This window comes from Bacillus sp. EB V-12, from assembly GCF_056158125.1.
The window spans coordinates 18233-40020 of sequence record NZ_JBUXJL010000011.1 but is presented as its reverse complement, the minus strand read 5'-3'; the positions used below and the strand labels follow the sequence as shown (position 1 = coordinate 40020).

20 protein-coding genes are annotated in these 21788 nt (G+C 37.7%); 4 read left to right on the top strand and 16 right to left on the bottom strand.

Annotated features, from left to right (window positions below):
- A complete protein-coding gene (locus tag ACZDYH_RS25010) occupies nt 1-753 on the top strand; it encodes an ABC transporter ATP-binding protein (RefSeq protein WP_000393250.1) in 753 nt (250 codons plus the stop codon).
- Nucleotides 750-2726 carry an FtsX-like permease family protein gene (locus ACZDYH_RS25005; RefSeq protein ID WP_088362123.1) on the top strand — a complete coding sequence of 659 codons (1977 nt, stop codon included), beginning with the start codon at nt 750-752 and terminating at the stop codon, nt 2724-2726. Before ACZDYH_RS25010 ends, ACZDYH_RS25005 begins: the two co-directional genes overlap by 4 nt.
- 53 nt (nt 2727-2779) lie before the next feature.
- Here the strand turns inward: ACZDYH_RS25005 and ACZDYH_RS25000 are convergent, their stop codons facing one another.
- A complete protein-coding gene (locus ACZDYH_RS25000; RefSeq protein ID WP_001290395.1) occupies nt 2780-2974 on the bottom strand; it encodes a YjcZ family sporulation protein in 195 nt (64 codons plus the stop codon).
- 277 nt (nt 2975-3251) lie between these two features.
- Here ACZDYH_RS25000 and ACZDYH_RS24995 point away from each other — a divergent pair, with 277 nt between their 5' ends.
- A complete protein-coding gene (locus ACZDYH_RS24995; protein ID WP_088362124.1) occupies nt 3252-3845 on the top strand; it encodes a TetR/AcrR family transcriptional regulator in 594 nt (197 codons plus the stop codon).
- Nucleotides 3846-3890: 45 nt separating this feature from the next.
- Entirely contained in the window at nt 3891-4562 is a 672-nt protein-coding gene (locus ACZDYH_RS24990) for a YqeB family protein (RefSeq protein ID WP_000710347.1), read from the top strand.
- Between the two features lie 84 nt (nt 4563-4646).
- On the opposite strand, the gene gntP is transcribed toward ACZDYH_RS24990, so the two are convergent.
- The 15 genes from gntP to ACZDYH_RS24915 form a co-directional block, all read right to left on the bottom strand.
- On the bottom strand, nt 4647-5972 hold the full coding sequence (gene gntP, locus ACZDYH_RS24985) for a gluconate permease GntP (RefSeq protein WP_000356182.1): 1326 nt from the start codon (nt 5970-5972) through the stop codon (nt 4647-4649).
- A 48-nt stretch (nt 5973-6020) separates the two neighbouring features.
- Complete coding sequence (locus ACZDYH_RS24980; protein ID WP_000539276.1) at nt 6021-6746, bottom strand: GntR family transcriptional regulator; 726 nt, start codon at nt 6744-6746, stop codon at nt 6021-6023.
- Nucleotides 6746-7762, bottom strand: coding sequence for a sugar kinase (locus tag ACZDYH_RS24975; protein ID WP_006915669.1), 1017 nt, complete (start codon nt 7760-7762; stop codon nt 6746-6748). The genes ACZDYH_RS24980 and ACZDYH_RS24975 overlap by 1 nt, the downstream gene beginning before the upstream one ends.
- A complete protein-coding gene (dagF, locus tag ACZDYH_RS24970) occupies nt 7755-8510 on the bottom strand; it encodes a 2-dehydro-3-deoxy-phosphogluconate aldolase (protein WP_000181896.1) in 756 nt (251 codons plus the stop codon). Before dagF ends, ACZDYH_RS24975 begins: the two co-directional genes overlap by 8 nt.
- 1 nt (nt 8511) lies before the next feature.
- On the bottom strand, nt 8512-9615 hold the full coding sequence (locus ACZDYH_RS24965) for a DgaE family pyridoxal phosphate-dependent ammonia lyase (RefSeq protein ID WP_006915668.1): 1104 nt from the start codon (nt 9613-9615) through the stop codon (nt 8512-8514).
- The gene (locus ACZDYH_RS24960) at nt 9593-10693 is read right to left on the bottom strand and encodes an amidohydrolase/deacetylase family metallohydrolase (protein WP_025709984.1); all 1101 of its coding nucleotides are present in this window, start codon (nt 10691-10693) and stop codon (nt 9593-9595) included. Before ACZDYH_RS24960 ends, ACZDYH_RS24965 begins: the two co-directional genes overlap by 23 nt.
- 360 nt (nt 10694-11053) lie before the next feature.
- Nucleotides 11054-11914 carry a D-Ala-D-Ala carboxypeptidase VanY gene (locus ACZDYH_RS24955; protein ID WP_000759406.1) on the bottom strand — a complete coding sequence of 287 codons (861 nt, stop codon included), beginning with the start codon at nt 11912-11914 and terminating at the stop codon, nt 11054-11056.
- Nucleotides 11915-11996: 82 nt separating this feature from the next.
- Nucleotides 11997-13103: a sensor histidine kinase gene (locus ACZDYH_RS24950; protein ID WP_025709983.1), complete on the bottom strand. Its 1107-nt coding sequence runs from the start codon at nt 13101-13103 to the stop codon at nt 11997-11999.
- Nucleotides 13096-13794 carry a response regulator transcription factor gene (locus tag ACZDYH_RS24945; RefSeq protein ID WP_163092707.1) on the bottom strand — a complete coding sequence of 233 codons (699 nt, stop codon included), beginning with the start codon at nt 13792-13794 and terminating at the stop codon, nt 13096-13098. The genes ACZDYH_RS24950 and ACZDYH_RS24945 overlap by 8 nt, the downstream gene beginning before the upstream one ends.
- 281 nt (nt 13795-14075) lie before the next feature.
- Nucleotides 14076-15182: an o-succinylbenzoate synthase gene (menC, locus tag ACZDYH_RS24940; protein WP_434713013.1), complete on the bottom strand. Its 1107-nt coding sequence runs from the start codon at nt 15180-15182 to the stop codon at nt 14076-14078.
- Nucleotides 15183-16628: an o-succinylbenzoate--CoA ligase gene (locus tag ACZDYH_RS24935; protein WP_033695228.1), complete on the bottom strand. Its 1446-nt coding sequence runs from the start codon at nt 16626-16628 to the stop codon at nt 15183-15185.
- Between the two features lie 127 nt (nt 16629-16755).
- Nucleotides 16756-17574: a 1,4-dihydroxy-2-naphthoyl-CoA synthase gene (gene menB, locus ACZDYH_RS24930; protein ID WP_000963881.1), complete on the bottom strand. Its 819-nt coding sequence runs from the start codon at nt 17572-17574 to the stop codon at nt 16756-16758.
- A 68-nt stretch (nt 17575-17642) separates the two neighbouring features.
- A complete protein-coding gene (gene menH / locus ACZDYH_RS24925) occupies nt 17643-18455 on the bottom strand; it encodes a 2-succinyl-6-hydroxy-2,4-cyclohexadiene-1-carboxylate synthase (protein ID WP_016123511.1) in 813 nt (270 codons plus the stop codon).
- Nucleotides 18452-20206, bottom strand: a complete 1755-nt coding sequence (menD, locus tag ACZDYH_RS24920) for a 2-succinyl-5-enolpyruvyl-6-hydroxy-3-cyclohexene-1-carboxylic-acid synthase (RefSeq protein WP_001059195.1) — start codon at nt 20204-20206, stop codon at nt 18452-18454. The genes menH and menD overlap by 4 nt, the downstream gene beginning before the upstream one ends.
- Complete coding sequence (locus ACZDYH_RS24915; RefSeq protein ID WP_016123513.1) at nt 20203-21597, bottom strand: isochorismate synthase; 1395 nt, start codon at nt 21595-21597, stop codon at nt 20203-20205. Before ACZDYH_RS24915 ends, menD begins: the two co-directional genes overlap by 4 nt.
- Nucleotides 21598-21788: the final 191 nt, after the last annotated feature.

Here is a 21788-nt window from a genome sequence, read left to right as displayed (position 1 = left end):
ATGGAAGAAGTATTACACATAAAAAACGTCTCAAAAGTATATGAGGGAAAAGTCCCTCATACTGCTTTAAAAAATATAAATTTACACGTGGATAAAGGTGAATTCGTTGCCATTATGGGACCATCTGGTAGCGGGAAATCTACATTTTTAAACGTTATCTCTACAATCGATTCTCCGACTTCTGGTGATGTCGTGATTAACGGAAAAAAACCGCACACATTTCGTAGAGAGAAGTTAGCTATTTTCCGCCGCCAAGAGTTAGGATTTGTTTTCCAAAACTTTAACCTACTAGATACACTAACAATCGGTGAAAATATCGTACTACCTTTAACATTAGATAATGTTCCATTAAAAGAAATGGATGAAAAGCTTGATAACATTTCAAAAAAGCTTGGAATTGATCATATTTTGGACAAGCGTATTTTTGAAGTTTCCGGGGGACAAGCACAGCGTACCGCAGTAGCACGTGCTGTCATTCATCATCCTTCACTTCTACTTGCCGATGAACCGACAGGAAACTTAGATTCAAAAGCGGCAATTGACGTAATGGAGCTATTTACGAAATTAAATAAAGAAGAAGATGCAACGATTTTAATGGTTACCCATGATCCGTTTGCAGCAAGTTATTGTAACCGTGTTATTTTCATTAAAGATGGAGAGCTTTACAATGAACTACACCGCGGATTGTACCGTGAGAAATTTTATCAAGAAATATTAGATGTTTTAGCATTATTAGGAGGAAGACGTGGATGACATTTTGGCAATTCGCATTTAAAAATGTCTCACGTAATTCGAAAGCATATTTCGCCTACTTTGTAAGTAGTGCGTTTTCTATCATGGTTTTCTTTTCATTTACTGTATACGCGTATCACCCGCGGTTACAAAGTGTACAAAGTTTCCAAGAACGTGATCCTCTAATGAACTTAGCTAGTACAGCACAGCTTGTGATTGTTATGTTCTCGTTCTTCTTTCTCTTATATTCAATTGGAACATTTTTAAATGTACGGAAGCAGCAATTCGGGATACTCACCATTCTCGGTATCTCACAGAGACAATTAAAGAGACTGTTATTTACTGAAAATATGATAATCGGGATATTGTCTATCTTTATCGGCATTCAAGGTGGACTTGTATTTTCTAACTTTTTCTTATTAGTCACTTCGAAATTAACAAACGCGAAAGGTCTCTATTTATATTGGCCAACAGAAGCGATTATCGTTACAACCGTAACGTTTATCATCTTATTTTTAATCGTTTCTACATTTACACCAATGTTTATTCGTACTCGAAAAACAACGAAGCTTATTAAGGGCGTTAACAAAGAGAAGAGCGAAAAAAAACCATCTATACTGATTTCACTATTTGCTTTAACTTGTTTAGGACTATGCTATTATATTGCTGGTTATCCGCAAGGCTACATAACGGAAAAAAATGCACAAAATGGATCTGTATTCTTAATTATGCTATCTATTTTACCGCTTGTAGTAGTTGGGACGTATTTATTTTTTTCACAAACATTTCTTCTCTTTATCTATATTTTAAAGAAACGAAGAAAGTTTTATTTAAAACAAATAAATATGTTATGGATTTCAGATTTAGTTTCTCGTACACGCAGTAATATTAATGTACTCTTTATTGTTTCTATGCTATCTGCACTTGCATTTACAATTATTATCGGGTTATTTGCTGCAAACAATAATACGAAAGCACCCATACTAGAACGATATCCAATACCATTCACCTATACATCAGAAGGTGTTAATGCATTTGAACAAAAGCATATTACTACGATTGAAACTGAACTTACAAATGCTAATTTTCAATATGACAAATATAAATTTACCGTTTTAAAAGATACAGCTTCAAAAGAATCAATTGCCATTATGAAAATGAGTGATTATAACGCAATAGCACAGCAATTAAACAGACCAAAAATCACTCTCGATTCTTCACAAGTTTATAATATTTCTCGCTATTCACCAGTGTTATTAAATCTCGTGTCTAACCCATTTGCGAAGCAGAACACGATTACACTTGGCTCTAATAAAAAGGAATTTCAAATTAAAGGTTTTATTAATAGAGGAATTGAGCCTCCCTTTGCATTACCTCACTTAATTGTGATGCAAGATGAAGTAATTGAAAATATGATTCCTCATATTGAAACAATTACAGTCTATAACTACTTCGTGGAAAATTGGGAAAATGCAATTGTCCCAACAAAAAATATATTAAAAAGCTTAAATCATGATGCAGAAACCTTGTATGAAGCACATAAAAATGAAGAAGATTTCATTAAACCATTTTATATTTATACAGCTACGGATGAACTCGTTCATAGTAAAGGAAATGCAGTCGCTCAATTCTTTATTTGGGCATTTCTCGGCTTTATTTTCTTTATCGGAGCAGCTAGTGTTTTATATTTCCGTATGTATAATGACTTAACAACTGAAAGACAAAAGTATATTACGATTACAAAGCTTGGCTTAACTGAATCAGAAATGTTTCGCTCTGCAACGATTCAATTAGGAATTTTATTTTTCGTCCCTTACATCGTTGCTGGTATTCACACGTTATTTGCAGTTAAGTTTTTACAAAGCATGTTCTCTTTCTCATTACTAAAAGAGACATGTATCGTACTCACCTTTTTCGGGATTATCGAGATCATTTTCTTCTTCTTAATCCGTTCTCTGTACATTAATAAATTATCACAGCATATAAAAATATGAATAAAATGGCCTTGTGCGTATTGCACAAGGCCATTTTCAATAGTTTTTAATAATTAGCAGCAATATCCGCCGTAGCCACCATATCCGTAGCCGCCGTAACCGCCATAACCACAACCGCCGCCTCCGCCGAAGCAGCTAGCACCGATGATAATTAATAAAATAAACAATACGATTAGAAGCGCAAAACCGCCTCCGCAACCATGTCTGCGGTTACAATCATCATGTCTGTGTTCACACTTTTCGCTCATTACCCTATTCCTCCTTTAGTATCATTCATAACAAGTTCACCTTGCTCTAAATGAGGGGATTCCATTTATATTATGTTTTCAGGGCGAATAGGAAGCTTGGCTTACCTAAAAACGGGCTTGTTTTAGCAATTGGGCTTTATTAAAAAGCGAATGAGCCTTATCCAGATGTAAGCATAAAACATTTGACATCCTCTTAATTTCTTACTAATATTTAATTGAACGATCAATCAATTTTTTGATTATACATTCAAATTATATAAATCAGGAGTTGAATAGCGTGACTGATTCTTTTATCGCAGAGGCTAGGCGTGAACAAATTATTCTTGCATGTATTGATACATTAGAAGAGGTTGGATATAACAACTTGAGCTTAACGAAGGTGGCAAAAAAGGCTAAGATTAGTACCGGACTTATTTCTTATCATTTTAATGATAAGCTTTACCTTATGAACCGTACATTACAATTTTTAGTTGCCAAACAACATGAATTTATTACTAATCGAGTACTATTAGCTCAATCTGAAATAAATAAACTAGAGGCTTTTATTGAAGCACATTTGGCTTATCAAGAAACTCATTACAAAAATAATATTGCCTTAATTGAGATTGTCTTTAATGCAAGAAATGAAGAGAACGTTCCTTATTACAGAATCGAAGACGACGAAGAGGAGGATGCTCTTAGAACGATGTTATTAGATATTTTGAAGACTGGTCAACAAAATGGCGTGTTTTCCGATTCTTTCCAAACCGACACATTAGCTTCATTTATTTTAGGAGCAATCGAAGAAAGAATGCTGAAGGCAAATTCATCTATATCCATAGAAAATTACTCAGATGAGCTCATAAAAATGGTGAAGAAACTCACTGTTTAAAACATGCCTGGTTAAAAAAAATATATAAGAAAGGATGAACTACACATGAAAAAGGCATCTGTCATTGGATTAGGTTTTTTAGAAAAATTACTTGCTATAGCAAGTCCCATCCTTTTAGGCGTTATTGGATATTTTTCCCCTAAATTAATAGAGATTATAAAAAAGATTCCTCTCTTTTCTGATTCAAAAATTATAGAACTTTTACATTCTATTAACCCCTTCTGGCTTCCTATTATCCTCATGCTAATTGGTGTTATTGCAGGAATTTTATTTTCTTTAATTATTTATAGTGAAGCTTTAAAAATGAACATTACTTCGGAAAGCATTCACGTGAATAAGGACGATCAAAAGAAACAAATCACCAGATCAAATGTAAAAGCCGTTTTTGTAGATAAGCGTCAAGTGGTTATCATTGATCAAGAAGACCGAGAATGGTTACGTGAAACATCTGACATTACCCCAAGCAAAATTAAAGATACTTTCTTAATGCACGGCTTCCCCTGGGTGGAACAAGATCCTTATAAACATGAGTATAGCTTATGGAAATTAGAGGATGAGCGATTTAATAAAAGCATAAATACTATTTTGTATGAAAGACGAAATGCCCTTCGAGAAGGAAACTCGAAAAAAAAGAAGCATTTACGCAAAGATTTGAATGAGCTAGGAGTCTTTGTCAAAGACGATGGAGAAGATCAGTATGTCCGTTCCATTAAGTAATAGAAAGCACAAAAAACGAATAAAACCTACAGAGAAATTACATTTCCTCTGTAGGTTTTATTCGTTTAAATCTGATCTCCTCTCCTAAAGAAACATATTCAACAAAAGAGCAAAACCAAATGCAATAAATGATAACAATGTCTCGAGTACCGTCCACGTTTTAAACGTTTCCTTCACCGTCAAACCTAAATACTCTTTTACAAGCCAGAACCCTGCATCATTTACGTGAGAAAACATCAATGATCCTGCACCGGTTGCAATAACAAGCAACTCTAAATTCACACCAGACATGTGCTGAATAACTGGTGAAACAATCCCTGCTGCTGTCGTTAATGCTACTGTCGCTGAACCTGTTGCAATTCGAATTAATCCAGCTACCATGAAAGCTAATACAATTGGTGATAACGATATATGTTCTGCCATTTGCGCAATGGCCGTTCCAACGCCACTTTCAATTAATATTTGTTTAAATCCACCGCCTGCACCGATAATTAAAATAATGGAACCGACCGGTAATAAACTTTCGTCTGTTAATTTTTTAATCATCTTTTTATTAATTCCTTGTTTGATACCAAGTAAATAAAATGCTGCGAAACATGAAATAAGTAAGGCGATTACTGGACTTCCTATAAACACGAAAAATTCAGTCATTTTTTTCGGTAATGAAATATATGGTGCAACTACTGATAAAATCATCAATACAACTGGTAGTAAAATAATAAAGAATGAAACTTTACGACTCGGCAAATCAGTTGAGACAGTCGTAACTCGAATAAGCTCTGGTTCATTTTCAGGTATAACCCTTTTATGTACCCACTTTGCAAATATCGGTCCTGCGATAATGGCTGTTGGTAACGCGATAATTAATGAATATAAAAGTACCTTTCCTAAGTTCGCGTTATAAATACCGATTGCTGTCATCGCCCCTGGATGCGGAGGCACGAGCCCGTGAACAATAGATAATCCTGCAATGACAGGTAACGCAATTAATAATATATTTTGCTTCGTCGTTTTTCGAATGGAAATAACAAGTGGTAATAAAATGACGATCCCCACTTCAAAAAACACTGGAATCCCTATAACAAATCCTGCAAATAACATAGCCCAAGGTAGTTTCCTTACACCGAAAAATCGAATAAAGAAATCTGCCACTTGCATGCCGGCCCCTGAATCGGACATCATTTTCCCTAAAATTGTTCCGAGAGCTAAAATACCAACTAAATGCCCTAGTACACTACCAACACCAGTTTCATAGGCAGTCACTATTTTCGTTAAGTTCAGTCCAGACATGATAGCTAAAAACAAACTCGCAACTGTTAAACTAATAAATGCATGCCATTTCCACCATGATACCCCTAAAATAACAATCGCAATTGCAAGTAACGTGACGATTAATAAGTATATATCCATCTCCCATTCTCCTTACTTTATAAAAAAAGAGGGAAAATCCCCTCTTTTTTATACGTCATAATTCACTACATAATGCTGCATTTCTGTATTGTAGTAGCCTTCGCTATATTCAATTATTTCGCCAACTTCATCGTAAGAATAACGCATGCGTTTTAATAGCGCTGTCCCCTCTTTTTCACCTAGCGCTTCTGCAACGAAAATAGGCGCGAGTCCAACAGCGAATTCATCTCTGAAGTTTTCTAAATGAATACCTCGGTCTTCAACTAAATCATAAAGCGATTGCAAGTCAAAATCCGATAAATCTGAACTTGCCATTCCTGCTGAGAAATAGTGCGTATAATGAATGTACGGTGCATCATTTAACGTATATAAACGTTCAATACGAAAACTCTCCTTACCGAATAATCGAAATGGCACTGTTCCTTCTTCATTCTGCACAATTTCTGCTTTTAGCAATTTCTTCTGTACTTTATATCCTTCTTCCACTAACACTTCAGTAAATTTCTTACCCTTTGACAGTTTTGTCGCAGAAGTATTGCGGATGACTTTCGTTCCTTTACCGCTTTTCTTTTCCAAATATCCTTCTTGAGCGAGTTCTTTAATCGCATTTCGCACTGTAATTTTACTCACTTTGAACTCTTCTTCTAACTGCGGTTCGGAAGGAATATTCGTATGAATCGCATATACACCATGCAATATTCGATCACGAATAATATTTTTTATTTGCAAATATAATGGTCCTTTTTTTCTCGTTACGTTCACCGTTACACCCACTACCTTTCTACATCACCTACTGATGCCGTCATTGCCCGAAGTATATCCTTCTCTGATGACATTGGCGTATCACCGACGATTGTATGTGCTAGCATTCCAGCTGCTGACGCAAATGAAACAGCTTTCTCTGGTGCGAACTCCTTTATCTCGCCATGAATAATTCCGCTCGTATAAGCATCTCCAGCACCTATTCTATCATATACAGAAAACGTAAGTGTTTTTGCAAAAGTGAACGTTCCATCTTTACATATAAACCCGCGAAGCGAATGTGTATTATCACTGTTAATAGAGCGATGAGTACCAGCGATTGTAGCGATATGATACGTTTCAGCTACCTTTGGAATAAGATCAACAAGTTGCGCCTCTCGCTCCGTTTCTTCGGTTTTTATTCCTAAAACAAACATTGCATCTTTTTCGTTCATCATAACGATATCAGCAAGTCCCAGCATTTCTTCATAATGCGGTTTTGCCTGTTCATATCCGTCTTCTCCCCAAAGTGATGGACGATAATTACAATCAAAAACGACGGTTCCTCCGTTTTCTTTAACTGCTCTCGCTAAAGACTTCATATGATGGCGCACCGTATCATTCATCGCAAGTGTAATACCGCAAAAATGAACGATATCAATTTCCTTAGCAATTTCTTCAAATTGGTACATCTCTTCAGACGCCGTATTGAAGCTACTTTCTAGTCGATTCGAATACGTAACGCGGCTTGCACGTGCACCGAATCCATTTTCTAAAAAATACATACCTACATATTTACCGCCTCTTGAAACAAGAGAAGTTTGAATCCCTAACTTTTGAATGTAAGATACAGCTGCATCTCCAACCGAATTTTCCGGTAAAGTTGAAATAAGAAGCCCTTCATGCCCTAAGTGAGAAAGTGCCGCTGCAACGTTCACACCTGTACCTGAAAATGAGTAATTTAACGTGTTAGCTTGCGACAACAATTCATATCCAGGTACTTGCAGGCGCATCATTACTTCGCCGAACGCTGCAATTTTCTTACGCATATTGATCAACTAGCTTCTTCACGACTGCTAATAATTCACGCACATCTTCTACTTTCGTGTTACCAGTTTCTTTATCAATAATAGAAGAGTACACGTGCGGGATAACTTGCTCTACATTTGCTTCAAGCGCAATACGTACAATTGTTTCGAAGTTTTCTTTATCAATTCCGCCTGTTGGCTCTAATGCGAATCCTTCTTCCGCACAAGCTTTCGCAACTGCGCGATATTCTTCTTCGTGAGCTAGCCCTTTCATTGGGAAGTACTTCAATGAATTTCCGCCCATATCACGTACAAGTGCAATCGCTGTTTTAATTGGAACGATTGCTTTTTCTTCTCCAGCCGCACTAATTGGGCCAGTAGAAATATTTACGTAACCTACTTTTCCTGTTGGCGATACTAAACTATTAATCCAGCTATCTTTTTCGCCAAGATTTGCACGTGTCGCTCCAACTGAAGGGAACACTTGGTTAATATGACTGCCAGGATAATGCTTCGCAATTTCAGCGACAACTGCCGCTTGGCGATTATCTCCTGCACCTAGTCCGATTGATACAGCGTCATCAATTTCTTTTCCGTATGCTTTCATCGCTGTAACAGCTTCTTCTACAGTTGCATAATCTTTTGATAAAACACCTACTACTACATATCCTTCTGCTGCTTCAAAAATATCTTTCGCATTTTGGATATTGTTTGCCAATACATTTAATGCTACGCGGTCTTTATAAAAACGTTTTTGAATGTTTGTCATTTTAGTTTCCCCCTACAATTTCTCTCAATTTTTCTTCAATCACATATATGTCATCACCTTGAAGTGGACGTGGATCAATATCAAAGAATCCTTGTCTTACTCCGTAATCACGTGTATAAATGGCAATTTCCCCTTCGCGTAATGCAGTCACAACATCTTTTGCTGATTTATTTAATTCTTTCTCGTTAATATGAATACGAGCTCGAAAGATTGCTCTTCCAGCTTCATCTTGAACGATCGTTACATTTACACCATTTAATTCTTTTAGCGGCATAAGTATTTGTAGCAATTCTTTTTCTTGCTCGCTCTTATCTTCTTTTACTCCGTACTCATCAAGTGCTTGAAGTAAACCAAAAGTTGTTTCTTTCCCAACTTTCATGCTTCTTCCAATGCAATGTAATTGCACTTTCAGCCATTCAATATACTTTCTTTTACCGCCCACAATACCAGAAGTAGGTCCTTCAATTGCCTTTGAACCGCTATAAATAGCAAGATCTGAATACTTCACATATTTTTGAATGTCTTCTTCAGCTGCTGCATCCACGATAAGCGGTACTTTATTTCGCTGCGCAACTTCCCATGCTTCTTCAACAGAAATCATATTTTTTTGCACTGCATGATGTGATTTCACATACAGAATCGCTGCTGTATTTTCACCAATTGCATCTTCAATATGCTCTGCTTTCCCTTCATTTGCATAGCCAACTTCTACAAGTTTACCGCCGCCTAAGTAAATCATCGTTTCAACAGGAGCACCGTATTGAACGTTATGACCTTTTAACATAATCACTTCGTTTTTCGCGATTACTTCTTGATGAAGTCTTTCACTTTTACGGCGATTTCCTTCTGTAACGATACCAGCGATAGAAAGCGCAATTCCACTCGATGCTGAGTTCACAACGACCGCTGCCTCTGAATCTAGAATTCTCGCAATATGGTCTCCCGCTTTATCTACTAAATCAGCAATTTCCACATAATTTTGTCCCCCATGTTTCATCGCATCCATTACTGTATCTGTAGGAGCAGATACACCTAAAATACTCATTCTACCGCTCGCATTAATTACTCTTTTTAATCCGTACTTAGCATTCAATGAATGACCCATTAATTACAACCCCTTTCGTATCAATCCTTCTTTCAGCAATGCGCTGATCCCCTTCTGAATCAATTAACGTAACCTTCTCATCTTTCACCGTAAATAAAGTTAAGTTTGCAATATCGCCTTCTTGAATACGGCCAAGCTCTGGTTTTTTAAGCCACTCTGCTGCATTTTTCGTAACCGCATCAATTACTTCTTCTAGCGGATAACCTAAGTAAAGGAATTTCGAAAGAACGTGAGCCATACTATACACTGGACCATGCACGCGATTCTTCCGGTAAATATCTGTACTAATTGTATTAAAAGCAATACCGTGATGCTTCGCCGCCTCTGCTACTTTAAAAGAAAAACTAGCATTACCGTGACCAACATCTAAATGAACACCACGATTCACTGCATCTAGTAATACAGGTAGCGGTTTGCCTTCTTCATCAAATAAATTATTTTCTTTCCCGTTTAAGTAATGTGTAATGACATCATCTTTTTCTAAAAGAGGTACAACTTCCTCAATGCGAGGAGGCGCTGAACCGATATGTACCATAATTGGTAATGATGTTTCACGGGATAAAGAGCGTGCAACATGAAGCGGTTCAATTCCGCTATCACAAACGACACTTTTACTCATTCTCGCCTTTAACCCAACGATTACATCTTTATACTTTTCTACTGCTTCTATTACTTTCTCTTTATCGATCCATTCCATATTGGATAGTTCATCAATTCGTTTCAAACCGATGCGAGAAATATTTAAAAAGGCAAATAAATTCGTTTTTGCCTGCTCTCTACTTTTTACTAAATCTGCAATACGATCAGCTCCGCAGCTACCCGCATCAACAATTGTCGTTACCCCTTGCTTAACGCCAATTTCATCCACCTCATCGCCATACGGATCAAACTCTGGAAAAGCATGAACGTGTAAATCAATCCAACCACTCGATACGTAAGTACCAGAGTAATCAAGAACCTTTCCACCCTCGCCAGCACCAGCTTTCGTCACCTGTGCGATTTTATTATTTTCAATTACAATGTCAATCTCTTCCCCGTTCACACGTTTCACATTACGTAGTACGAATCGTTCTGTCATTGTATTTCCACCCTTTTCTATAAGAAGCCATAAGAATACGCTTACATTAAAGTTTCATTTTATATCTCTTTCACACGTTTAGCGTAACACAAAAAAAGGGAGAAGTAAATATAACGTTATAATGTTTAAAAGCAAATAAAAAGATGCTCCTCCAAAATGCTAATAGTATAGGAAATTATATCAACGATTTTTTGAATATATCTATCATAACTTACAATATATCAACGATTTTTCAATTATATCTACCGTAACTCACAATATATCAACGATTCGACAAAGAATATCGATTTACCGACAAAAAACATCAATCCCTTTCTTATATATACGAAGAGGTTGCTCCAAACGGAACAACCTCTTTCTCTATTCCTGAACCGTCACAATAACCCCATCCATATTGTTCCCGGAAATTTCATACTGCTTGTTTGCTGGAACGTTCACTTTCATATTCTCAGAAACTTTATAATAAGAAACAGTATATTTCTTACCTTCTACTTCAGTTGAAATCTCTTTTTCCTCTTTTAAAAACTCTAAATATTCCTCTAGTGTGAAATTCTTTTTTTGCATAATTGCGCTATGAGGTAAGCCTACATAACGTATATGCCATGGCTCATATTGAATGCCTGTAATGTTACTTTTATTTTTCGGATAACGTAATACAAAGCCATGCTTCCATACGTTCTCTTCAATCCATTTTCCTTCAGGCGCTTTCTCCATTTTCTTTTGAGTAGACCCAATGTCCAGTGATAATCCTAAATTATGTTCACTGTATCCTGCTGGAAGTGCATAATCAGATCCCATTTTTTCATATAGCTGTTTTTGCTCTTGGAAATCTCTATAACCACTACTAATCAAAAAATGGTTAACACTTTCTTTTCCAGCCGCATCGACAACGTTCAAAAACTTTTTCACAACATCCTTTGATAAACGAAGATTTCTATCAAATATTACATAACCTCTTACTAATTCACTATTATGATTTACATTTATAATATCAGACCTAATACTATCTTTTTTTACTGGATAATCCCTGTTAACTAATAATAAATCGCCCTTATAAATTTGTTCCTTCGTAATCTCTTTCCCATCGGTGTTTGCCGCCTTTACTAGCTCATCTTTCCCGACAATTTTAACGTCGATTTCCTTTTGAAATAACGGTGATATATAAACGCCTACACATACTGTGCATACTATAAAAAAAGAAATAAATACCCACTTTTTCATTTCTAGTTCCTCCTTAACGTAACTTACGTATAGAATAGAAAAAACTATTAAAATAAAAAGTGGGGTAAAGTTTAAATTTTTATTAAATTGTTACATTCTCGTCTTTTGGCAATCGTACTTCAAATATCGTTCTAACTACATTGCTCTCAGCAGAAATCGTACCGTTATGTTGCTCGACAATATTTTTCGCAATAAATAGTCCAAGGCCTGTCCCGCCACGGTTCTCAGTTCTTGCTTTATCACCTGTATAGAACATATCAAAAAGATACGGTAAATCTTCTTCCGGGATGCTATCTCCGTAATTCATAATTTGTACGACAACTTCTCCATTATCAACATACCCATTCATATCAACAAATTGTCCATCATAGCCGTAACGAACGGCATTTGTTAACAAGTTTTCAAATACTCTAGCTAACAATTTTCCATCACCGTGCATCGGTAAATGAGGAGCCACATTCAATCTAGCTTCTAAATGATGTTTTTCTAATAACGGATACAATTCCTCCTCTAACTGTATAAGCAACTCACTTATATCAATCGGCTTTTTATCCAGCTTTAGCATGCCATAATTCATACGTGTAATTTCAAATAGCTCATCAATTAAGCTTTCCAGTCTTTGCGATTTCGTATATGCAATTGTGGAGAAATGTTTAATTTGTTCTTTTGTTAAATTTTCATCTTTAAGAATTAAATCTAAATATCCTAACACGGATGTTAATGGTGTTCTTAAATCATGAGCTAAATTCACAACGAGCTGACTTTTACTACTTTCAGCAAAATCTCCTCTTTCAACAGCTTCTTTTAACTTTTCACTTGCAACATTTATTTCACGCGCGATATTTCCAAACTCATCATTTGATGAAACTTGAACTTTATTCGTAAAGTTACCGTTCGCAAGATGATGAATCCCATTAGAAATTTCATCAAAGTATTTTAAATACGGTTTTGTCAAAAAGAAGAAAAAGATAATAGATAACGGAATAAAGAAAATTAAAAAGAAATTAATGTCTCCAAATTCCCTTACCATTGACCTAAATTGTGCTAAAGGCTCTTCGTAGCGAACCATCGTTTTATAATACAGCTGCAATCCTTTATAAATTATATAAGTTACAGTTGCTGCAAGCACCATACTTAACGCAAATAAGGCAATCATTTTAAATCGAAAACTTTTCATCATATTAGCCATTAAAAGTATAACCTACTCCCCACACTGTTTTTATTAATTTATCCTTTCTTTTATCTTCTCCAAGTTTCTTACGCAACGTACGAATATGTACCATTACTGTATTTCCACCTTCATAATAATCGTCTGCCCATACGTGCTGAAAAATATTTTCCACATTGTACACTTTCTTCGGATGACTCGCTAATAAATATAAAATATCAAACTCTTTCGGCGTTAATTCAATTTGCTCACCATATACATCAACCGTCCTACGCTCGGGATTAATTACGACTCCGCTTATTTCTAAAGCAGATTTACTCTCCGCTACTTTCGGTTGATTTAACGTAAAAAACCTACGCAGTTGTGCATTTACACGTGCAACTAATTCAATCGGTGTGAAAGGCTTCGTCATATAATCATCCGCGCCTAGTACAAGACCTGTCACCTTATCAAAGTCCGAAGTTTTCGCGCTTAAAAAAATAATCGGCATATGATGTTTCGTGCGAATTTGACGTGTCACCTCATATCCATCCATTTTCGGCATCATAATATCTAAAACCACCAAGTCGATTGGCTGCGTTTCAATAATATGAACCGCCTCTTCCCCATCCGCTGCCTTCACAACATGGTATCCTTCTTTTTCTAAATGTATCTCAATTAAATCAGCAATTTCTGCCTCGTCATCCGCTATTAAAATTGAAATGCGCTTCATTTTACTCCCCCTTTTTCATTCCATTTTTATACGCTCGATTGTAAACTAGTCTATCCAATTTGTACAATACAAAAAGGCTACTCGTTAGAGTAACCTTGGTAAATAAAATTATATCAGCGATTTTCTAATTATATCGAACACAACTTGAATTATATCAGCGATTTTCCAATTATATCAACCGTAACTCAAATTATATCAGCAATTATTGAAATATATCGACTTACCGACAATGAACGACAAAATCCTCTCGCTATTTGCGGGCATCCTAATGAAACTTCCATTTACCGCTCAAACACAATCCGCTGCTTCGTAATTTCTTCCAATCTTCCGCGATCTACTTCATACTCAGCATCAACGCTTTGCGGCACCATCACTTTCCCGCCCTCAAGCGTCACTTCCGGCCAAATAATATCCTGCTCCCAATGTCTACTAGAAGCAGATATATCTCCTGGAATCGTAAAGTTAGGCAATGACGCAAGCGCAACATTTTGCGCTCGTGAAATCCCCATCTCTACCATACCACCGCACCAAACGGGTACGTTATGTTCCATACAATAATTATGGATTTGGATTGATTCTGTTAATCCGCCCACTCGCCCTGGTTTAATGTTCACAATTTGGCAGCTGCCAAGCGTAATCGCAACGCGTGCATCTTCTAAACTATGAATACTTTCATCTAAACAAATCGGCGTTTCAATTTTCTTTTGCAATTCCGCGTGATCAAGAAAATCGTAATCCGCTAACGGTTGTTCAATCATCATTAATTGGAATTCATCTAGTCGTTTCAGCCTCTCCGTATCCCCTAATGTATATGCTGAATTTGCATCAGCCATTAACGGGATATGCGGAAACTCTTTACGAATTTCTTTCAATAACTCATAATCATGCCCCGGTTTTATTTTTACTTTAAAACGCTCGTATCCTTCTTCCGCGTACTTCTCGATTTGTTTTAACATAACTGGAATCGTATTAAGGCCAATTACAACGCCGACTTCAATTTCGTGACTAGTTCCGCCAAGTACTGTCGCTAACGATTTCTTTTGACGCTTCGCATATAAATCCCAAACAGCCCCCTCTATTCCGGCTTTTACCATTCGGTTTCTTTTTATATGTTGAAATAGACCCGGTACCTCATTCGGATGAGAAATTTCAGCCTTTAATAAATCAGGTATTAAAAAGTCTTGCAGTACATGCAGCGCCGTCTTCACCGTTTCTTCCGTATACCACGGTTCAGAGAATGCAACGACTTCCCCAAATCCAATGTACCCGTCCGTATCCTCTAATTCAATAACGATACTCTCACGCTTTTCGTAAGTCCCGTAGCTTGCAGCAAATGGGATTAAGAGTGGCATTTCTGTTATATACAGTGTCGCTTTTTTTATTTCCACCTACATCTCCTCCACTAATTGTCTTAGCTCTCGTCTTAACAATTTTTTCGAAGCGTTACGTGGTAATTCCTCTAAGAAACATGCTTTCTTCGGCACTTTATATTTCGCTAATTTCTCCTCGCAAAAGTGAAGAATTTCTTCTTCTGTTACCGCGCCGCTTTTCACAACAAAAGCAGCTGGTACTTGTCCCCATTTATCGTCAGCCATGCCGACAACACCAGCTTCCGCTACTGCCGGATGGGAGAGTAACACTTCTTCAATTTGAGCTGGGTATATATTCTCTCCGCCAGAAATAATTAAATCACTGCGGCGATCTAATACGTATAAAAACCCTTCTTTGTCTAAATAACCGAGGTCGCCAGTATGAAGCCATCCATTTTGAATAGTCTCTCGCGTCGCATCTTCACGGTTAAAGTAACCGCCTGTTACGTTCGGTCCTTTTACTACGATTTCACCTTCCGCATGTGGCGGCACTACTACGCCGTCCTTTTCGATACGAAGCTGGCACTGAAATAGTGGTTTTCCAGCTGATCCTACTTTCGTTAACATGTAATCAGCTGATAACGTACAAATTTGCGAAGACGTTTCTGTCATACCATACGTTTGATACACAGGAATTCCTTTATCTACACACGTTTCTAATAACGGTTTCGGCGCTGGTCCTCCGCCAAGTAACATACATCGTAAAGAAGATGGATATGTCTCTGCCCCAAGTCTCTCTAATAAATCAGTTAACATTTTAGAAACGACAGAAATAATCGTTACGCCTCTCGTTTGAAGTGCTTTATGAATAAAATCCGCATCATATTTCGGAACGAGTAAAATGCGCATGCCATACATAATATTTTTCATTAAAAGAGATAGTCCGCCAACGTGGAACATCGGCATACAAGCTAACCAGCAATCATCATCACGAAGCCCTAAGTTAAGCGAAGAGCCGACCGCACTTGCCCAATGATTACCGTACGTTAAAATAACGCCTTTCGGTTTTCCTGTCGTCCCTGACGTATAAATGATTGTCATCGTTTCTTCTAAAGAAAACTCTTCTTGTATAGAGGCTTCCTCTTTTGGTCCATTCATCACTTCGGCGAATGAATAAACAGGAACATCTTTAGCATCAAAATCTTGATCCGTTACTAAACAAACAACTTCAGCATCATCCATTTGCCAAAGTAGCTCTTCTCTTGAAAGACGCGTATTTAAAAGCACAGCTACTGCACCTACATAAGATAGGGCGTGAATAACTGTAATCATCTCCATACCATTTTTCATCAGAACAGCCACCTTTTGCCCTCGCTCCACTCCAACATGCGTGAGGTGTTCACAAACAGATACTACTTTTTCATGCAGCTCCATAAAAGTAACTTTCTCTTCCTCTATTTCAATTGCAGTGCGATCTGGTGTTAAAAATGCACGTTGCATTAACCAATTTGGCATCGTCTCCATCATTCATTCTCCTTTCATGAAAGAAAGAGACTTGATATGATATCAAGTCTCTTAGTTGTTTTGTTTCCGGTTTGACCTTTTCGTTGCGTCTCACTTTATTGGCGAGCCGCTTTCGCTTTTGGTTTGATCACGGGAAACGAGGGAATTGACCGAAGTCCGGACTGCGTTTTTCTTTGAATGCGTCGCGACCTTCTTTTGCTTCGTCAGTTGTGTAGTACAATAACGTTGCATCTCCAGCTAGTTGTTGAATACCAGCTAGACCGTCTGTGTCTGCGTTGAATGCAGCTTTTAGGAAACGAAGTGCCATTGGGCTGTTTGCTAAAATTTCTTGTGCCCATTGTACTGTTTCTGCTTCAAGCTCTTCTAATGGTACTACAGTGTTTACTAAGCCCATATCAAGCGCTTCTTGAGCGTTGTATTGACGGCATAGGTACCAAATTTCGCGAGCTTTCTTGTGGCCTACCATACGAGCTAAGTAACCAGCTCCGTATCCACCGTCAAAGCTTCCTACTTTAGGACCTGTTTGTCCGAATACAGCGTTGTCTGCAGCGATTGTTAAGTCACATACGATATGAAGTACGTGTCCACCACCGATTGCATAACCTGCTACCATTGCGATAACTGGTTTAGGAATTGCGCGAATTAGACGTTGTAAGTCTAATACGTTTAAACGAGGGATTTGGTCGTCACCTACATATCCACCATGACCGCGAACTTTTTGGTCGCCGCCAGAACAGAATGCACGTCCCCCTTCACCTGTTAAAATGATAACGCCAACATTTGCATCATCACGAGCTTGTGCAAAAGCGTCGATTAACTCCATTACCGTTTTTGGACGGAATGCGTTATGTACTTCAGGACGGTTAATCGAAATTTTTGCGATACCATTGTATGTTGAATAAATAATATCTTCGTAATTGCCTTCTTTTACCCATTCAATAGCCATTACAACTACCTCCTTGTATATTTCTGATTTCACCTATAAGCGTGGCTTCCTTCTTACTGAAAAAAGTATCACTGCATAGTTTTTAGAAATCCCTTTACTATTGTATCAAACTTTTCCGGTTGTTCCACATGAATTGCATGGCCAGCACCATGAATTTTGACAAATTTCGCGTCAGAGACGCATTTTTCGATGTTTTTTAATATGCGGAAGAACTTTTCATCATATTCTCCGTTCATTAAAAGAACAGGTATTTTTAAGTTTTTCAGCTCATCCCACCAGGAAGGCTGAGCCCCCGTTCCCATGCCGCGCAAGCTATTTGCGAGCCCTTTTGGGTTGTTAGCAAGTCGTTCTTTTCGCACCGCTTCTTGTACGTTTTTTGCTAAACGTTTTTGCGTTGCAAAAAGCGGAATATCTTCCCACATCGATACAAAACTTTCTATGCCTTCTCGCTCAATTTTATCGGCAAGTCGATCATCTTTTTCACGACGTTCTTTTCTATCCGCTTCGTCTTCGAGCCCAGCTGTACAATTTTCTAATAAAAGAGAGTGTACATAATCTGGATATAGACATGCCATCGTAATCGCCAGTCTTCCTCCCATTGAGTAGCCAAGTATATGTACTTTTTCAATATGAAGGTAATCTAGTAGTTCTTTCATTTGCAATGCCACATTTCGGATATCATAATGCGCAACATCTTCAGGACTCTCCGTCTTTCCGTGCCCAACAAGATCAACTACAATAACTTGAAACTGCTCACTCCATGAAGAGATAAAAGAACGCCACGTTTCCATGCTTCCCGTAAAACCATGAAGAAGTAGAAGTGGTTCCCCGCTTCCGACTACTTCATATTCATACGATACACCTTGCAGCGTTACTTTCATTTTGATTCACCTTGTAAAGATGTAGTAATTACGTCCTGTGTTTTTGCCCATAACGTACGGTGCAATGTTAAGTTTTCATCACGGTTCGTACAAATTTCCACAACGTGTAAACCTTCTGTCGTCGTTCCTTTTCGAACTTCTTCTCGGAATTGCTCCCAACCATTTACACGGCTAAATGAACCGCCGTACATTTTGACAACATGCTCATAATCAAGTCCAATTGGTGTTCCAAATAATGATTCAAAATGTTCCTTTTTCTCATACTGTGGTAAGAATGAGAAAATACCCCCACCATCATTATTTACAACGACAATTGTTATGTTTAATTCATGTAATTTCGCTGCTAACAGCCCGTTTAAATCGTGATAAAATGATAAATCACCAATTACTAATACAAGTGGATCGCAAATAACGCTTGCTCCTAGAGCTGTCGAAATGATTCCATCAATACCATTTACACCACGGTTTGCCATCACATGGATGTTTTTATCCGATGTGAAGAAGAATGAGTCTGTATCACGAATTGGCATACTATTGCTCGCAAATAACGTTGCGTCTTCTGGTAATACGCGCACAATATCTGTAATAACCTTTCCTTCAAATGCAGTTTCATATGTTTCCATTTCACGAAGCGTTTCCTTCGTTTTTTCGTTTATATGTTGCCACATTAGGGACCAATCATTCTTTTTCATAACTGGCATTTTTTCTATTAATGCCTTGCAGAATTCAATGTCACTTGCTTGCACAACTTCTGTCGCAACAAGAGCTGGATCTCTCCATTGTCCTGATTCATCGACAACGATATGAACTGCTTTTGTTTGTTTTTTTATGAACTGCGTTAATGATTTAGAAACAGGCATACCACCAAAGCGAATTAAAACGTCCGGTTTCCATGTTTCTTTTAACTTTTCATTTCGTAAAAATGTATCATAACAGTCAATTACCATTGTTTTATCGTGGTGTCCGCTACGAATATTAGAAAGTGGGTCTGCTAATATAGGATAGCCAGTTTTTTCAGCTAGTTGCGTTGCAAACATTGCGATTTCTGCATGACTATCATCTCCACAAATAATAAGCCCCTTTTCCATATGTGAAAGGCGCCCTACAAGAGAATCTACATATTCACTCGGCATCACCGCGTTTCCTTGCTGAACTACTCCTGTATATTCACTACGTCCTTTATCCCATAAGCTTTCTAGTGAGAAATCAGGGATAAGTGGCTCGCGAACTGGAAAATTAAGATGAACAGGACCCTGCGGTGCTAAACAAGCATTTGCTACTATACGCTGCGTCGTCATACGAGCGTAATGATACATCGCTTCACTTGCTTCTGGCAGTGCCATCTCTGTAAATTGTTTCACAAAAGTACCGTATAAATTAAATTGATTCATTGCTTGTGGTGCACCCACATCTCTTAATTCATGCGGTCTATCCGCTGTTAAGACGATAAGTGGGACCCTTGAATGAAAAGCTTCACATACAGCTGGATAATAGTTCGCTGCTGCTGTTCCTGACGTACATAATAATGCTACTGGACGTTTTTTTGCTTTCGCAATACCGAGCGCGAAAAATCCTGCTGATCTTTCATCCACATGTAAATATGTGTTCATTCCTTCGTGTTGTTCCATTAGTAAAGCAATCGGCGTTGACCGTGAGCCTGGACTAATGACAACATCACATACATCTAGACGCGTCAGTTCATCCACGAACGCGCCTAAATAATATGATAATGCTTCTATATGATTGTTCATTTCATTAATTCCTCCAAAGCACCAAGCATCGGTCTAAACTTCAAACTTGTTTCTTCATATTCAAGCTGCGGGATTGAATCAATTACAATACCACAACCGGCAAATAAGGATGCTTTCTCGCCGTTTAATAATCCGCAGCGCAGCGCAACCGCAAATTCACCATTTCCTTCATCATCTATCCAGCCAATCGGTGCACCATACAACCCTCTGTCTAACAATTCAACATCACGGATCAGTTTCATCGCTTCCAAACGAGGTGTCCCGCCAAGAGCTGGTGTTGGATGTAATTCTTCTACCATTGTTAAAAGACTCGCATCGCCTTTTGCTTCTACAGGCGTATATAAGTGAATTAAGTTTTTCGTTGTTAATAAACCTGGGCTTTCCGGAATATTAACGTATTCGCAATGTTCATTTAGTACCGAGCGGATCATGTTAACAACATACCCATGTTCAGCTAAATTCTTTTCATCATGAAGAAGCGCATTACTATTTCGCTTACTTTCTTCTATAGAATGACCATGACCGATTGAACCCGCAAGACACATCGATGTAAATTTCTCATCTTCTTTGCGAATTAATCTCTCAGGCGTCGCTCCTAAGAAGCATGCCCCTTTATAATCAAAAGAAAATACGTAACAATCCGGTTGACCAATGCGAAGTGCTTCTAAAACAAGAGCAGAATCAATCGAATGATTCATCTCTACTTTTAGTTCCCTCGCCAATACAACCTTCTGCACGTTACCCTGCTTCATCTCATCTTGTACTTTTTCAATTGCTTTCATCCAGCCTTTCGGATCCACTTCTACTTTAGAAATAACAGTCAATTTCGATCCGTTTAGCGCACATTTACTCTCTCTCAAAATTTTCTCTTCTAAAGAAATCATTTCGTTATAAAGATTTTCTGCACAATCTGTTGCTGAAACAAATGTATTCATCGTTAACCATGCTTTTTCATTTTTTACAGTTAATAAAAATGCTGGTAGTGAAAATGTCGTATCTTTAAACTCTTTCCATAGGTCCGTTTTCTCTTTTTCTGGATCAAAGGAAAAACCACCAAATAAAAGCGGACCCGTTCCAAATTCATATTCATCTCTTTGGACAAATGCATTCTCTTTTACTTTCTCCCACTCGTCGCGAGCGGTTTGAAAGCGCTTATGAGAAGAATTTGCTATAGTGAAAACAGAGCCAATTCCTGCAAATATTACATGCTGAGCCGGGTCTGCAAAATAACATCTATTTTCGAATGAAATCCTTTTTCCTGCTGCATAGAACAGAAGCGGATCCACCCAGTCTATTTGTTTTACAAAACTAACCAATGTTTTTTCGTTAGTTGCACGCTTGATAGCTGCAATAAGAACTTCTTGCAAGCCTTTTTGTTTCGTTTGAATCACAATTGTCTCCCCCCTATGGGCGAAAAATAGTCATAATTACGCTTGATTTTAAGATACACCTCAAACGAAAGGCCTGTCAACGTTTAGCATTTCTGAGAAATTCACCTTCTCTTCCTAGAAAATAAACGTTGACACTAAATGATGCTTTTTCTACACTTAGTTGTGTACAATATGTGACCAAAGGAGGATTC

What these genes read in the sequence shown, in the direction of transcription:
- menD (WP_001059195.1), bottom strand. Translation starts at nt 20,206, where the DNA reads ATGAACAATCATATAGAAGCATTATCATATTATTTAGGCGCGTTCGTG.
- ACZDYH_RS24990 (WP_000710347.1), top strand. Translation starts at nt 3,891, where the DNA reads ATGAAAAAGGCATCTGTCATTGGATTAGGTTTTTTAGAAAAATTACTT.
- ACZDYH_RS24960 (WP_025709984.1), bottom strand. Translation starts at nt 10,693, where the DNA reads ATGACAGAACGATTCGTACTACGTAATGTGAAACGTGTGAACGGGGAA.
- gntP (WP_000356182.1), bottom strand. Translation starts at nt 5,972, where the DNA reads ATGGATATATACTTATTAATCGTCACGTTACTTGCAATTGCGATTGTT.
- dagF (WP_000181896.1), bottom strand. Translation starts at nt 8,510, where the DNA reads ATGACAAACATTCAAAAACGTTTTTATAAAGACCGCGTAGCATTAAAT.
- ACZDYH_RS25000 (WP_001290395.1), bottom strand. Translation starts at nt 2,974, where the DNA reads ATGAGCGAAAAGTGTGAACACAGACATGATGATTGTAACCGCAGACAT.
- ACZDYH_RS25005 (WP_088362123.1), top strand. Translation starts at nt 750, where the DNA reads ATGACATTTTGGCAATTCGCATTTAAAAATGTCTCACGTAATTCGAAA.
- ACZDYH_RS25010 (WP_000393250.1), top strand. Translation starts at nt 1, where the DNA reads ATGGAAGAAGTATTACACATAAAAAACGTCTCAAAAGTATATGAGGGA.
- ACZDYH_RS24950 (WP_025709983.1), bottom strand. Translation starts at nt 13,103, where the DNA reads ATGGCTAATATGATGAAAAGTTTTCGATTTAAAATGATTGCCTTATTT.
- menB (WP_000963881.1), bottom strand. Translation starts at nt 17,574, where the DNA reads ATGGCTATTGAATGGGTAAAAGAAGGCAATTACGAAGATATTATTTAT.
- ACZDYH_RS24975 (WP_006915669.1), bottom strand. Translation starts at nt 7,762, where the DNA reads ATGCGTAAGAAAATTGCAGCGTTCGGCGAAGTAATGATGCGCCTGCAA.
- ACZDYH_RS24965 (WP_006915668.1), bottom strand. Translation starts at nt 9,615, where the DNA reads ATGGGTCATTCATTGAATGCTAAGTACGGATTAAAAAGAGTAATTAAT.
- ACZDYH_RS24935 (WP_033695228.1), bottom strand. Translation starts at nt 16,628, where the DNA reads ATGGAGACGATGCCAAATTGGTTAATGCAACGTGCATTTTTAACACCA.
- menH (WP_016123511.1), bottom strand. Translation starts at nt 18,455, where the DNA reads ATGAAAGTAACGCTGCAAGGTGTATCGTATGAATATGAAGTAGTCGGA.
- ACZDYH_RS24955 (WP_000759406.1), bottom strand. Translation starts at nt 11,914, where the DNA reads ATGAAAAAGTGGGTATTTATTTCTTTTTTTATAGTATGCACAGTATGT.
- ACZDYH_RS24945 (WP_163092707.1), bottom strand. Translation starts at nt 13,794, where the DNA reads ATGAAGCGCATTTCAATTTTAATAGCGGATGACGAGGCAGAAATTGCT.